The sequence below is a fragment of the Serratia sp. NPDC078593 genome (genome assembly GCF_050268245.1).
Taxonomy (GTDB): domain Bacteria; phylum Pseudomonadota; class Gammaproteobacteria; order Enterobacterales; family Enterobacteriaceae; genus JBNNGK01.
In genome coordinates this window covers 108,475-122,005 of record NZ_JBNNGK010000011.1, presented here as the reverse complement: position 1 = coordinate 122,005, position 13,531 = coordinate 108,475, and the positions used below count along the sequence as shown (strand labels likewise).

The following is a 13,531-nucleotide window of genomic DNA, read 5'->3' as shown; positions in this document are numbered from 1 at the left end:
GCGGCTTCGGCGCACTACGAATGCATAATAGGCCGGCTTTTGCCGGCCTTTTTTATGGGGCATCCAATGTCTGATCACTTTCGAGAGCAAGCGACTTCGGCCATTCCGCCACAGGCCGAACTGACGCAACCTGATTATCCCAACGTGTATAGCGATGAGGAGATTAACTGCGTTGCCCTAAAACAACGGCTGGAACAGTTTCATCAATGGTTGGCGGCGGCGTTTAATTGCGGCTCAACGGCCGAATGCCTGATAGCGGCACGCAGTGAATTTATCGATCGCCTGTTGCGGCGGCTATGGACGTTCTACGGTTTTGATACCTTTCCTGAGGTCGCGCTGGTAGCCGTTGGCGGCTATGGACGCGGTGAGCTTCACCCGCTTTCAGACATCGATGTGCTGGTACTCAGCCAGCAGCGCCTGAGTGACAGCCAAGCCTCACGGGTTGGCGAATTCATCACGCTACTGTGGGATTTGAAGCTGGAAGTCGGCCACAGTGTTCGCTCGCTAGAAGAGTGTTTGCTCGAAGGATTGGCTGATTTAACCGTCGCCACTAATCTGATTGAGTCCCGCATGATCTGCGGTGACGTTGCGCTGTTTCTACAAATGCAAAAGCACATCTTCAGCGACGGCTTTTGGCCATCGCCTGAGTTCTTCGATGCGAAAATCACCGAACAGCAGGAACGCCATCAACGCTATCACGGCACCAGTTATAACCTCGAGCCTGACATCAAAAGCAGCCCAGGCGGCTTACGTGACATCCATACTTTGCTGTGGGTTGCGCGCCGTCACTTTGGCGCAACCTCGCTAGATGAAATGGTCGGTTTTGGCTTCTTGACGCAAGCCGAGCGCAACGAACTTAACGAATGTCAGAGCTTCCTCTGGCGCATTCGTTTTGCGCTTCACCTCATGTTGACGCGCTACGACAACCGCTTATTGTTCGATCGTCAACTTAGCGTCGCGCAATTGTTGTGTTATGAGGGGGAAGGCAACGAACCTGTCGAACGCATGATGAAGGATTTTTATCGCATGACGCGCCGCGTCAGCGAACTGAACCACATGCTGCTACAACTATTCGATGAGGCCATTCTGGCACTGGACGCCACAGAGAAGCCACGTCCGTTAAACGATGATTTCCAACTGCGCGGTGCGTTGATTGACTTACGTGATGAAACGCTGTTTATCCGCCAGCCTGAAGCCATTATGCGAATGTTTTACCTCATGGTGCACAACCGCGAAATTAAAGGCATCTATTCCACCACCGTGCGGCAACTACGCCACGCGCGTCGCCATCTCCAACAACCGTTGTGCACTATCCCGGAGGCTCGTGAGTTGTTTATGGCGATCCTTCGCCATCCAGGGGCCGTTTCACGCGCATTGCTGCCGATGCATCGCCACAGTGTGCTATGGGCTTATATGCCGCAGTGGGGGAAAATCGTCGGCCAAATGCAGTTCGACCTGTTCCATGCTTATACCGTGGATGAGCACACTATTCGCGTACTGCAAAAACTGGAAAGCTTTGCCGATGAAGACACTCGCCCACGCCATCCTTTGTGTGTCGAACTGTATCCACGCCTGCCTCACCCGGAATTGCTGCTTATCGCCGCGCTGTTTCATGATATCGCCAAAGGGCGCGGTGGCGATCACTCCATTCTTGGCGCAGAAGATGTGATTGAATTTGCCAAACTGCATGGCCTGAACTCGCGCGAGACACTACTGATCTCTTGGCTGGTGCGTTGTCATCTTCTGATGTCGGTGACTGCCCAACGCCGCGATATTCAAGATCCCACCGTGATACAACAGTTTAGCGCCGAAGTGCAGAGCGAAACTCGGCTACGTTATCTGGTCTGCCTAACGGTCGCTGATATTTGTGCCACCAATGAAACGCTGTGGAACAGTTGGAAGCAAAGCCTGTTGCGCGAGCTCTATTTCGCCACCGAAAAACAACTGCGCCGCGGCATGCAAAATAGCCCAGATCTGCGCGAGCGCGTGCGGCATCACCGTTTACAAGCCTTAGCGTTGCTGCGCATGGACAATATCGATGAGGAGGCTCTACACCGTATCTGGAGCCGCTGTCGCGCTGATTACTTCCTACGCCACTCACCAAACCAGCTAGCCTGGCATGCGCGTCACTTACTGGCTCATGATTCAACCGAACCGTTGGTATTAGTCAGCCGCCAAGCAACACGCGGCGGCACGGAAATATTCATCTGGAGTCCAGACCGCCCTTACCTCTTTGCCGCCGTGGCCGGTGAAATGGATCGGCGCAATCTTAGCGTACACGACGCGCAAATCTTCACTAACCGCGACGGTATGGCGATGGACACCTTTATCGTTTTGGAACCCGACGGTAGTCCGCTGGCACAAGATCGTCACGCGGCCATCCGTCAGGCATTACTACAGGCGGTGACCCAACGGGATTATCAGCCGCCACGGATGCGCCGCCCGTCGTCAAAACTGCGACACTTCAGCGTACCGACCGAGGCCAGTTTCTTGCCGACCCATACCGACCGGCGGAGCTATCTCGAATTGACCGCGTTAGACCAGCCGGGCCTGCTGGCAAGAGTCGGCGAAGTGTTTGCCGATCTGGGCCTTTCGCTACACGGTGCGCGCATTTCCACCATCGGCGAACGGGTTGAGGATTTATTTATTTTGGCCGATGGCGAACGGCGCGCCTTGAATGCCGAGACGCGTAGAAAGTTGGAACAACGGTTGACAGAGGCACTCAATCCAAACGATAAAATGTGATATATCCTTCATCTTTCAAGCGGCAGTGCCGTTAGCTGCCACTCGAAATCTTTTGGGTAAACCGGTAAATTTTAGCTAAATACATCAAGACGAGACGAAAACAGAATGCAGCAATTACAGAACGTTATTGAAAGCGCCTTCGAACGCCGAGCGGATATCACACCAGCAAGCGTTGACACCGTAACGCGTGAAGCGGTAAACCAAGTTATTGGCCTGCTCGACAGCGGCGCATTGCGCGTTGCCGAAAAAATCGATGGTCAATGGGTTACCCATCAATGGCTAAAAAAAGCCGTGCTGCTCTCTTTCCGCATCAACGACAACAAGGTCATGGACGGTGCAGAAACCCGTTATTACGATAAAGTACCCATGAAATTCGCCGACTACGACGAAGCGCGTTTCCAGAAAGAAGGCTTCCGCGTTGTGCCACCGGCCAGCGTCCGTCAAGGAGCCTATATCGCACGCAACACCGTATTGATGCCTTCTTATGTCAACATCGGCGCTTACGTTGACGAGGGTTCAATGGTCGACACCTGGGCTACCGTTGGCTCTTGCGCTCAGATCGGTAAAAACGTTCACCTGTCAGGTGGCGTCGGCATCGGTGGCGTGCTTGAGCCACTACAGGCGAATCCCACCATCATCGAAGATAACTGCTTCATCGGCGCACGCTCTGAAGTCGTAGAAGGTGTGATTGTCGAAGAAGGCTCCGTGATCTCGATGGGGGTCTACCTCGGCCAAAGCACCAAAATCTACGATCGTGAAACGGGTGAAGTACATTACGGCCGCGTCCCAGCCGGTTCTGTGGTGGTTTCAGGCAACCTGCCTTCCAAAGACGGTTCCTACAGCCTCTACTGCGCCATCATCGTCAAGAAAGTCGACGCCAAAACGCGTGGTAAAGTCGGTATTAATGAGTTATTACGTACTATCGACTAAACTGACATAGCGGGTGAATTACCCGCTATTTTTTTGCCTGCATTTCAGACGCCGTCACCGTTACAGCATCATATTTTCGCCATAATGATATCTGATGCAATGGGTGTTGCAGCAAGACGGTTACAACGCTATCGCGGCACGTCATCAGGGTAATACCGTGGAATAAAACTTATTAGAGGGGCGCCATATGTACGATAACTTGAAAAGCTTGGGCATTAATCAACCGGAAGATATCGATCGCTATAGCCTGCGACAAGAGGCCAATAACGATATTCTCAAGATTTATTTTCGTAAGGACAAAGGCGAATTTTTTGCCAAAAGCGTGAAGTTCAAATATCCGCGCCAGCGCAAAACCGTGGTAGCAGATAATTCAGGCCAGGGTTACAAAGAAATCCACGAGATTAATCCCAACCTGCGTTATGTCATCGACGAGCTGGATAAACTGTGCAAACGCGATCGGGTGGAAGTCGATCTGAAACGTAAGATCCTAGAAGATCTGCACCACTTGGAAGCCGTTGTATCAAACAAGATCGCAGAAATCGAATCCGATCTGGAGAAGCTAACCCGCGGTAAATAATTCGCCGCAGATATTATTGCAGCAGGGTATCCAGTCTTCAACATGCCGTTCAGTTAAAGCCTGTTCGGCATTTTTTGTACTTATCCTACCCCGGAACGCTCCTCAAGGCCATGTGCATCTTTTCACCCTTGCTTAGCACTATTGACTCGAACCGCGCTCCTTCCGCGCCAGAATCGACCAATTCGCGGTCGCCTTCATGTTATAAAGCGTGAATAACGTAAGAAAGCGATCGCAATACTTGCCCCTGCTCATTGCTACAATGAGCAGGCATATCTTATTTGAGCAACGTTGCCCATTGCTGCACCCACGGACAGGCAAACGACTCCGGTTCTGGTTGCTCCATCGCATCAATTTCCAACACTTCACCCACGCGTGTTGCCCCCTGCTCTTGCAGCAAGGCATCAAACGCCCGTCCGGCACCGCAGAAATTATCGTAACTGCTATCACCAAGGGCGATCAGGCCATAATGCAATTCCGGCTGATAGCCGATTTGGTCACGAATGGCGGCGAACAAGGGGGCAATACTGTCAGGAAGATCGCCCTGCCCCGTGGTAGATGTAATCACCAGCGCAAAATGCTGGCGATAAAATTGCCAGGCTTCCAGCGATCCCTCCTCGAACAGCTTGACCTCGTGGCCCTGCTCTTTGAGGATATTTTCCGCTTCTTCCGCTACCAGCAGAGAATTACCGTACACCGTTCCAACGAAAATACCGATCTGAGCCATCGTTCCCCCTTGTTACACAGTAAAATTAGTGCATATCCTGACCGTAAGCTGCGGGAAACTCAACCCTGCCAAGTTCAGGGACAACCTGCTGCCAGCCAAACTGAGCCATCACGCTTTGCCAAGGCTCATCCCAACCGGCGGAAATAGTTAACGGTGCGCCGGTGACAGGATGTGTAAGCTGCAAATGACTCGCATGTAGCATCAGCCGCGAACAGCCAAAATGCTGCGCCATTCCCCGGTTTTGGCGTAGGTCGCCATGCTTGCTGTCACCGATAATGGGATGGCGTAAATGGGTCATATGACGCCGTAATTGATGCTTACGCCCCGTTTCCGGGCGCAACTCCATCAGACTGTAACGCGCGGTGTCATAACGGCCGATGGCGACGGGCATTTCTACCTGTGCTAACGCGCGATAATGCGTCACTGCAGGCTGCGGTGCTTTATCTGCCTCAGCAAACTTATCGGCGATTTTATCCAACTCTTGTGTCAACGGATAATCAAGCCGCGCCGCTTCATTCACAAAACCGCGTACAACGGCATGATACGTTTTCTCTACTTGATGCTGTTCAAACTGCTGCGACAGCTGATGCGCAACCTCACTGGACAGCGCCATCAGCAACACGCCAGATGTAGGCCGATCGAGACGGTGCACGGTAAAGACATGCTGACCTAACTGATCGCGTACCGTTTGCATCACAAACACCGTTTCGTGGCGATCGAGCCAACTACGATGCACCAACCAACCCGCGGGTTTATTCACCGCAACCAAATACTCATCCTGATAAAGTATCTCTAGCATCATTGCGCATCTTTATTCAGCGTCGTATCCAGACGCTGTAGCAACACCAGCAATGGCAGACAGCTTGGCTCTTTATCTTTTAACGCTTCTTCGAAGTAGGGAGTAATAGCGAAGCGAACTGGCAACGGAGCATCTGCGTCCAGCAATGCATACATTCGTGGTAACAGAACCCACTGCAACCACTCCTCCGCCTGCATGCTATCAATGCAAAATGGCTCAGTGCTGCTGAACGCCTCAGGTGCAGGAGGAGTCGCCTGCCACAACGCCAAGTCACGCATGGATTGTTCTATCGCCTGCAAATTATGGCGAACCTGATTTTGTATACTCATCTGCATTCCCGATCTGTTTAACCCTAAAGCTCAGCGCAGCGGCTGAATGGCGGCAGAGCATAGCATTTAACCTGCCAGAGCCCAACTATCCAAACTGCCAAGCGTAGCGTTGCGACAACACTAAGGATAGACACGCCGAGTCAGACGATAAAGGCACGAACCAGGGGCTAACGATTCAGCGCAACAGCGCCTTAGGAGGGGGGCATTACGTGCCGAGCAGATAAACCGCGCGGTATTGGTTGCAAAATAAGCCGAGCAGCATGTGACATATCTCGCCAATGCATTGCTCTAGGGAGCCATCAGATAGGCGCAAAAAGTTGGGGGCACTGCGTTAACAGTGCCCCCGGTTCGTTTTATAGCTATCCCGCTACAAAGTGTGCTCCCTGCTCGATCCCTGAAAACTTTTCCCTCAGTCATCCTGACCAAACAATCCTTGCTATATTCCTTTAAACATCGTCCTGATGTGGTTCCTTAGTCTTCCTGACCCACCAACCTTCCTTTGCCGGCTCTCAATCTCCATCCTGGAGGTGTCCTTGGTTTCAATCCTGAAACATCCTGAGCATCATCCTGACGCCAATCCCTTCCACTCTTCACTGAGTGCATCCACTTCTTCATCCTGAAGCCTGCATCATCCTGACGCTTTCCTGCTCCATCCGGCATCCTTCCGGTGAACATAAGATCGCTTAATTCCCTTTTTATCACAAGGGATTGTAAGCCTGAAAAGCGTAAAATTGATCTAAGAGTTCTCTTAAGCAAAGCTTAACTAACTGATACATTTGCTAATAAATCAAATTACCCACTTAAGTGATAAAAAAATAAAAGCGATCTCGCACAACTCATGTAAGAGATCTCGCACATGAAATCGAGGTATTTAACCTCAGTCCGGCATTTTAGGACGTAAAGCATCCAAAAAATGCCCCAAGCTTGATGCCAGCATGGTGCGCTTATCGCTACCAAACTGCTCGAGCACGACGTTGCCGCTAACATTGCACAGCGATACCATGAGCATTTCTGAAGGTGTCGTCGCCAAAAATAGCGTCGGCGACAGTTTCAGACGTTTTTGCGTCACCAAATGACCGATCAAATTTTCCTGTAGGCGAATAAAATCATCTTCGCTCCACACCTGTAACAAACTAAGGTCATGTTCGCCAAACTGCGCGCACATATCACCAGCATACTGTTGGGTATAAAACGCATGAATATCCGGTTGTAGACGAAGCTCCAGCGCATTCTCAACCTTTTCCAGCGTCGCTGAGGGAGTAAACGGCTGCGGTAGCCACAACACGTCATCATCACGCGTTGCTACAATACACGGGGAGGCCACACCATACAGGTCACCACTGGCGGGAGCGTGGCCGCACTCTTGCTGCCAAAGCGCGACATAGCGCTGGGTAAAATCACGCAGGGCATCCGTTACTTCATAGTCCATATTTTCTCTCGCATACGGTAAACTGGCCTTCATTGTATATCATTAAGGTGACCGCAGATGTCCTCCTATAAAGATCATCAGGCATTGTCGAATCTGACATTGGGCAAGCCAACCGCCTATCATGACCAGTACGACGCTGCGCTACTGCAACCCGTGCCACGCAGCATGAACCGCGAACCGTTGGGCCTATATCCAGACACTTTGCCCTTCCACGGTGCCGATATTTGGACACTGTATGAACTATCTTGGCTAAACGAGAAAGGGTTACCGCAAGTTGCGGTAGGTGAAATCAGCCTTGATGCGTTTAGTGAAAACCTGATCGAATCCAAAAGCTTTAAGCTGTATCTCAATAGCTTTAACCAAACGCAATTTTCCGACAGGGAAACGGTTAGACAGACGCTGCAACGCGATCTTGCCGCCTGTGCGCAAGGCAATGTCAGCGTTATGTTATTCAGCCTCGATGAAGTCGAAGGGCAACCCATCGCCCGGTTTAGCGGCGAATGTATTGATAAACAAGACATCACCATTAATAGCTACCAATTCAATGCCGATTATTTGCAAGACGCTGCGGGCGGACGTCACGTAGAAGAGACCTTGGTGAGCCACCTGCTAAAATCAAACTGCCTGATCACCAACCAACCTGACTGGGGTTCGGTTCAAATCACCTACAGTGGGCAGCAAATAAATCGTGAAGCGTTGCTGCGCTATTTAGTGTCGTTTCGGCATCATAATGAATTTCATGAGCAATGCGTTGAGCGCATCTTCAACGACATTATGCGTTTTTGCCAGCCACAACGGTTGTCAGTGTATGCACGCTATACCCGCCGCGGCGGATTGGACATCAACCCGTGGCGCAGCAACACAGAATTTGTACCGTCTCATGGCCGCTTGGTACGTCAATAATGTGAAGCGTTGCTCAACAACTAAGCTAACGGCAGGTTTACATTGGTAAAAGCCAAGGGACAACGGTAAGGTTAATTCAGGGTACTCGCAGCAAAAGCGCGCCCTGGCGAGCAAATCGATAATCTTATCGCTAGGCGAAGCGCCAATTAACAATAACCCTAAGCTGTTCTGTTGCTGTATGGATTACTACCGCCCCAGTATGGGTGCAAAGGAGTTACCTTGATTACACATATCAGCCCACTTGGCGCTATGGATTTGTTGTCGCAGTTGGAAGTAGACATGCTGAAGCGCACCGCCAGCAGCGACCTGTACCGTTTGTTCCGCAATTGTTCCCTTGCCGTATTGAATTCAGGTAGTCAGACGGACAACAGTAAACAGTTGCTATCGCGTTATGAAAGTTTTGATATCAATGTGTTACGCCGCGAGCGTGGGGTCAAACTGGAATTGGTTAATCCACCAGAAGAGGCATTTGTTGACGGCCGTATCATTCGTTCGCTGCAAGCCAATCTGTTCGCGGTACTGCGCGATATTCTGTTCGTCCACGGGCAGTTGGTTATCGCAGGCCGCTTTCAACATTTGAATCTGGAAAATTCCGCGCACATTACTAACTTGGTGTTCTCCATCTTGCGCAACGCACGCACACTGCATCTGGATGAAGATCCCAACATGGTCGTGTGTTGGGGCGGTCACTCGATTAACGCAACCGAATATCTGTATGCGCGCAAAGTCGGCAGTGAGCTCGGCCTGCGTGAACTGAATATCTGCACCGGCTGCGGCCCTGGCGCAATGGAAGCACCAATGAAGGGCGCGGCGGTGGGTCACGCACAGCAACGCTACCGCAATAGCCGTTTCATCGGTATGACGGAGCCCTCCATTATTGCTGCAGAACCACCCAATCCGCTAGTCAACGAACTGGTGATCATGCCTGACATCGAAAAACGCCTGGAAGCTTTTGTGCGTATCGCTCACGGTATTATCATCTTCCCGGGCGGCGTCGGCACTGCCGAAGAATTGCTGTATCTGCTGGGTATCTTAATGAACCCGGAGAACAGCGAGCAGGTGCTGCCATTGATTCTGACGGGGCCAAAAGAAAGCGCCGACTATTTCCGTGTTCTCGATGAGTTCATCATGAATACGCTCGGCGATGCAGCGCGCCGTCACTATACCATCATCATTGACGATCCCGCCGAAGTCGCTCGTCAAATGAAACTGGCCATGCCGTTAGTCAAAGAAAATCGGCGTAACACGGGCGATGCTTACAGCTTCAACTGGTCAATGCGCATTGCACCGGATCTACAACTGCCGTTTGAGCCAACCCATGAAAATATGGCTAATCTCAATCTCTCTCCAGAGCAGCCGCCGGAAGAATTGGCCGCCGCACTGCGTCGTGCGTTTTCCGGTATCGTCGCTGGTAACGTGAAAGAAAACGGCATTCACGCGATCGAACAATTTGGCCCTTACAAGTTGCACGGCGATCCGCAAATGATGAAGCAGATGGATAGTCTCCTACAAGGTTTTGTCGCCCAGCACCGCATGAAGCTGCCGGGTACCGCCTATGTACCTTGCTACGAAATTATTGCTTAATCATTCATCGGGTGGCGCTAAGCCGCCCTCTTTTTTATTAGCGTAAATGCCATGCCCATACATTTGTTAATTGTCGACGCTTTAAACCTTATCCGCCGTATTCATGCGGTACAGGGCTCCCCCTGCGTAGACGCATGTCGCCATGCTTTGCAACAGTTGATTCAACATAGTTGCCCTACACATGCGGTAGCGGTGTTTGATAAAGATGACCGCAGCGATAGCTGGCGACATCAATTATTACCAGACTATAAAGCCGGGCGCTCCCCAATGCCGGAAAACTTACAGCAGGAAATGCCGCAGCTTCGGCAGGCGTTTGAATCATTAGGCGTTGCCTGCTGGCATTCGTCGGGTAATGAAGCGGACGATCTGGCCGCGACGCTGGCGGTGAAAGTGGCTGGCAACGGCTATCAGGTGACCATTGTGTCTACCGACAAAGGTTATTGTCAGTTATTGGCTCCGAATGTACAGATTCGCGATTACTTTCAGAAACGCTGGCTAGATATGCCCTTTGTGCAGCAAGAATTTGGCGTGTTACCCCAACAGTTGGCAGATTATTGGGGGTTGGCGGGTATCAGTAGCAGCAAGATCCCTGGCGTTGCCGGTATTGGTCCCAAAACGGCGGTGCTGTTACTGCAACAGGCAATAAACTTGGATAATTTGTATCAACATCTGGCGGAAGTGCCCGAGAAATGGCGCAGCAAGCTGGAGCTGTACCGCGACATGGCCTATATCTGCAAGCAAATCGCCACATTACGCACCGATCTTCAGCTCGATGGTAATCTACAACAATTACGCCTACCTTCCCGCTAACCCAGTTTGACACGGGCCATGAAACGCCCTGCGTTGACGAATAGCAGCCCCCAGAAACCAATACTCATTAGCCACTGGGGGTAAGAATATTAACGCTCGTCGCGACGGCCAGGAATAGCCGACCACATGCGGCGAACATGCACAGTGACTTCTTCACGATCGTGATACAACTGCTTAGCGTGTACCTCAGCGCTAATTCCCGCTGCGGCTAGCGCCTCGCGTATCGCTTGTAAGTTCTGTGAAACTTCTTCGTAACGCTTCTTCATCGGTAACTTCAGGTTGAAGATTGCCTCACGACACCAGCCTTTTACCAGCCATTGGATCATCAGACTGGTGACCTTGGCCGGTTTTTCCACCATGTCGCAAACCAACCAATAGATCTTACTGCTAGCCGGTTCGAACCTGAAACCATCGGCTTGGTGGTGCGTCACTTGTCCGGTGTCCATCAGGCTAGGCGCCATCGGGCCATTATCAACGGCATGCACCATCATACTGCGTTTCACCAGTTGATAGGTCCAGCCGCCCGGGCAAGCGCCGAGATCGACCGCATGCATACCACTGGCAAGGCGCTCTTCCCACTCGTCGGCAGGAATAAATACGTGGAAAGCCTCTTCCAACTTCAGCGTTGAACGGCTTGGTGCATCGGACGGGAATTTCAATCGCGGGATGCCCATATAGAACGGCGAATTGTTATTGCTATAGGAATACCCCACATAGCAACAGCCCGGCGCAATAAAGAAGACGTGCACGACTGGCCGCGATAGATTTTCACGCGCCATCAGGACTTTTTGCTCTCGCATCGCCGCCCGCAGCGGTACCGTTAGCTTACGGCAAAACTTCATCAACTCTTTACTTTCGTTGGTATCGGCTACCTCGACTCGCAGTTCGCCACCGCGATCGACAACGCCCATCAGCATGCCGACAATCGGTGAAACGCGATCTTCTGGCGGCAAATCACGCAGCAATTCCCCCACCACCAGTATTTGGCGGGCAAAAATCAACTCGCGAAAAGGAAGCTCTTTCGCCAAACGGTCTGCATCATCCGGTTGATAGCATTCAAATAAAACATAACCGCTGTTTTCTTTGACTCGCGCAAAACCAAACACATCAAGCTGGGACGCTTTATCCGTAATTTCCGCCGCACACTCTTTTTCAAAGCCGGGACGGCAATACAACGCAATCTTATTCATGGCGCTCGGCCTTTTTCCTCAGACGCAAAGCGCCAATCAACATCAATACCCAACCGATCAGGAAGCACATGCCGCCTATCGGCGTAACATACACCCAGATTTTGAGGTGTGACAGCGCCAGACAGTAAAGGCTGCCGCTGAACAACACGGTGCCAAGCGCCAACAGCGCCCCGCTCCAATAAAACCACAGACTCACACGGCGTTGCATTGCAACCGCCAACGCTAAGATAGCCAAGGTATGAAAACCTTGGTAATCCAGCCCAGTGTGGATCCAAGCCATTTCATTAGCGCCGAGCGCCCCATTCAGCACATGTGCACCAAACGCCCCTAAGGCGACAAATACAAAACCGCTGATTGCGGCGAAAACCAGCATTGAACGACTCATCATCGTTATGTACCTTTGAAAGAAAATTCGGCTGCCGCTTGGCTGCAACCCAGTTGATTATTCATAGCGAAAGCGGAACTTTTCCTGCTCGCTGGCTGCTCGTGCCAGTATCCATTGGCGGAAGGCGGCTATTTTACCCAGTTCTGCCTGGCTGTCATGACATACCAGATAAAAAGCATTTTTGCTGACCAGCACATCATTAAACGGACACACCAACCGCCCGGCTTCAATTTCAGATTGTGCCATGACGTTATTGACTAACGCAATCCCTTGCCCGTGCACCGCCGCCTGCACCACCATCGCACTATGGCTAAAGATCGGCCCTTGTTGCACATTGATGTGCTGCAAGCCCAATTGGCGGGTGTAAGCCAACCAGTCACGGCGTGAAGTATCATGCAGGAGTGTATGATAAGCCAGATCGCTCGGTGATTTTAATGCATGTTCGCCTGCCAACAGACTCGGCGAGCAAACCGGCAACAAATATTCTGCATATAAACGCTCTGCGCGTAGCCCCGGCCAATTGCCGCGTCCATAGAAAATCGCCACATCCACATCATCCGCCAGCTTATCTTCTTCACGATCAACAGCCTGGATACGCACGTCGATGCCCGGATAAGCTGAGTTAAAACCAGAAAGACGCGGCACTAGCCATTGAATAGCAAAACTCGGCGGCAAACTGACGGTCAGAGCACCTTTAGCGCTACGTGCTTGTAACTTACGCGTCGCTTCATTGATCGAGGAAAAAATCTCCTTAATATCTAAATAATAACTCTGCCCTTCTTCCGTGAGCAGTAACGAACGGTTGCGCCGACGAAACAATTTCAAACCAAGGAAATCTTCCAGCGACTTGATCTGGTGGCTTACAGCGGCCTGAGTGACAAACAACTCCTCAGCCGCTTTGGTAAAACTCAGATGGCGTGCCGCCGCATCGAACACTCGCAGCGCATTGAGGGGAGGTAAACGTTTCGACATGAATTAGCTACTTTTGTGTAACAATTTCCAAATGACCCAGCTTAGAAATCAGGCTGCCTTGAATGACACGTTACGGGCTCTTTTCAGAGTACATGTATCATTAGTTTTTTTAATCCGAGGCATTATAATTTGTCCGTTGAGCATGCGCCAGCAA

General features: G+C 51.3%; 13 protein-coding genes. 6 read left to right on the top strand and 7 right to left on the bottom strand.

What is annotated here, in order from left to right:
- Positions 1-54 precede the first annotated feature (54 nt).
- The 3 genes from glnD to ACQKDS_RS13740 all read left to right on the top strand — a co-directional run bounded on the left by glnD (position 55) and on the right by ACQKDS_RS13740 (position 4,252).
- The gene (gene glnD, locus ACQKDS_RS13750) at positions 55-2,745 is read left to right on the top strand and encodes a bifunctional uridylyltransferase/uridylyl-removing protein GlnD (protein ID WP_399671598.1); all 2,691 of its coding nucleotides are present in this window, start codon (positions 55-57) and stop codon (positions 2,743-2,745) included.
- A 105-nt stretch (positions 2,746-2,850) separates the two neighbouring features.
- Complete coding sequence (gene dapD, locus ACQKDS_RS13745) at positions 2,851-3,675, top strand: 2,3,4,5-tetrahydropyridine-2,6-dicarboxylate N-succinyltransferase (RefSeq protein WP_399671480.1); 825 nt, start codon at positions 2,851-2,853, stop codon at positions 3,673-3,675.
- Positions 3,676-3,862: 187 nt separating this feature from the next.
- The gene (locus ACQKDS_RS13740) at positions 3,863-4,252 is read left to right on the top strand and encodes a DUF3461 family protein (RefSeq protein ID WP_399671478.1); all 390 of its coding nucleotides are present in this window, start codon (positions 3,863-3,865) and stop codon (positions 4,250-4,252) included.
- 274 nt (positions 4,253-4,526) lie between these two features.
- Here ACQKDS_RS13740 and ACQKDS_RS13735 read toward each other — a convergent pair whose 3' ends face one another.
- The 4 genes from ACQKDS_RS13735 to syd form a co-directional block, all read right to left on the bottom strand.
- On the bottom strand, positions 4,527-4,976 hold the full coding sequence (locus tag ACQKDS_RS13735; RefSeq protein WP_399671475.1) for a flavodoxin: 450 nt from the start codon (positions 4,974-4,976) through the stop codon (positions 4,527-4,529).
- Between the two features lie 25 nt (positions 4,977-5,001).
- Complete coding sequence (gene truC / locus ACQKDS_RS13730; protein ID WP_399671595.1) at positions 5,002-5,775, bottom strand: tRNA pseudouridine(65) synthase TruC; 774 nt, start codon at positions 5,773-5,775, stop codon at positions 5,002-5,004.
- The gene (locus ACQKDS_RS13725; RefSeq protein ID WP_399671472.1) at positions 5,775-6,104 is read right to left on the bottom strand and encodes a YqcC family protein; all 330 of its coding nucleotides are present in this window, start codon (positions 6,102-6,104) and stop codon (positions 5,775-5,777) included. Before ACQKDS_RS13725 ends, truC begins: the two co-directional genes overlap by 1 nt.
- An 877-nt stretch (positions 6,105-6,981) precedes the next feature.
- Positions 6,982-7,533, bottom strand: a complete 552-nt coding sequence (syd, locus tag ACQKDS_RS13720; protein ID WP_399671470.1) for a SecY-interacting protein — start codon at positions 7,531-7,533, stop codon at positions 6,982-6,984.
- 57 nt (positions 7,534-7,590) lie between these two features.
- Here syd and queF point away from each other — a divergent pair, with 57 nt between their 5' ends.
- The 3 genes from queF (at position 7,591) to xni (ending at position 10,830) form a co-directional block, all read left to right on the top strand.
- Entirely contained in the window at positions 7,591-8,436 is an 846-nt protein-coding gene (gene queF / locus ACQKDS_RS13715; RefSeq protein ID WP_399671467.1) for an NADPH-dependent 7-cyano-7-deazaguanine reductase QueF, read from the top strand.
- Positions 8,437-8,655: 219 nt separating this feature from the next.
- A complete protein-coding gene (gene ppnN / locus ACQKDS_RS13710) occupies positions 8,656-10,020 on the top strand; it encodes a nucleotide 5'-monophosphate nucleosidase PpnN (RefSeq protein ID WP_399671464.1) in 1,365 nt (454 codons plus the stop codon).
- A gap of 51 nt (positions 10,021-10,071) precedes the next feature.
- A complete protein-coding gene (gene xni, locus ACQKDS_RS13705; RefSeq protein ID WP_399671462.1) occupies positions 10,072-10,830 on the top strand; it encodes a flap endonuclease Xni in 759 nt (252 codons plus the stop codon).
- Positions 10,831-10,919: 89 nt separating this feature from the next.
- On the opposite strand, the gene rlmM is transcribed toward xni, so the two are convergent.
- Genes rlmM through ACQKDS_RS13690 form a run of 3 tightly spaced genes read right to left on the bottom strand, consistent with a single transcriptional unit; the run spans position 10,920 to position 13,377 of the window.
- On the bottom strand, positions 10,920-12,020 hold the full coding sequence (rlmM, locus tag ACQKDS_RS13700; protein ID WP_399671459.1) for a 23S rRNA (cytidine(2498)-2'-O)-methyltransferase RlmM: 1,101 nt from the start codon (positions 12,018-12,020) through the stop codon (positions 10,920-10,922).
- Positions 12,013-12,408, bottom strand: coding sequence for a DUF423 domain-containing protein (locus ACQKDS_RS13695; protein ID WP_399671455.1), 396 nt, complete (start codon positions 12,406-12,408; stop codon positions 12,013-12,015). Before ACQKDS_RS13695 ends, rlmM begins: the two co-directional genes overlap by 8 nt.
- Positions 12,409-12,462: 54 nt before the next feature.
- Positions 12,463-13,377, bottom strand: coding sequence for a transcriptional regulator GcvA (locus ACQKDS_RS13690; RefSeq protein ID WP_399671452.1), 915 nt, complete (start codon positions 13,375-13,377; stop codon positions 12,463-12,465).
- Between the last annotated feature and the right edge of the window lie 154 nt (positions 13,378-13,531).

Coding starts and splice junctions, on each gene's coding strand:
- ACQKDS_RS13725 (WP_399671472.1), bottom strand. CDS start 6,104: ATGAGTATACAAAATCAGGTTCGCCATAATTTGCAGGCGATAGAACAA.
- ACQKDS_RS13740 (WP_399671478.1), top strand. CDS start 3,863: ATGTACGATAACTTGAAAAGCTTGGGCATTAATCAACCGGAAGATATC.
- truC (WP_399671595.1), bottom strand. CDS start 5,775: ATGCTAGAGATACTTTATCAGGATGAGTATTTGGTTGCGGTGAATAAA.
- ACQKDS_RS13735 (WP_399671475.1), bottom strand. CDS start 4,976: ATGGCTCAGATCGGTATTTTCGTTGGAACGGTGTACGGTAATTCTCTG.
- glnD (WP_399671598.1), top strand. CDS start 55: ATGGGGCATCCAATGTCTGATCACTTTCGAGAGCAAGCGACTTCGGCC.
- syd (WP_399671470.1), bottom strand. CDS start 7,533: ATGGACTATGAAGTAACGGATGCCCTGCGTGATTTTACCCAGCGCTAT.
- xni (WP_399671462.1), top strand. CDS start 10,072: ATGCCCATACATTTGTTAATTGTCGACGCTTTAAACCTTATCCGCCGT.
- rlmM (WP_399671459.1), bottom strand. CDS start 12,020: ATGAATAAGATTGCGTTGTATTGCCGTCCCGGCTTTGAAAAAGAGTGT.
- ACQKDS_RS13695 (WP_399671455.1), bottom strand. CDS start 12,408: ATGATGAGTCGTTCAATGCTGGTTTTCGCCGCAATCAGCGGTTTTGTA.
- queF (WP_399671467.1), top strand. CDS start 7,591: ATGTCCTCCTATAAAGATCATCAGGCATTGTCGAATCTGACATTGGGC.
- dapD (WP_399671480.1), top strand. CDS start 2,851: ATGCAGCAATTACAGAACGTTATTGAAAGCGCCTTCGAACGCCGAGCG.
- ACQKDS_RS13690 (WP_399671452.1), bottom strand. CDS start 13,377: ATGTCGAAACGTTTACCTCCCCTCAATGCGCTGCGAGTGTTCGATGCG.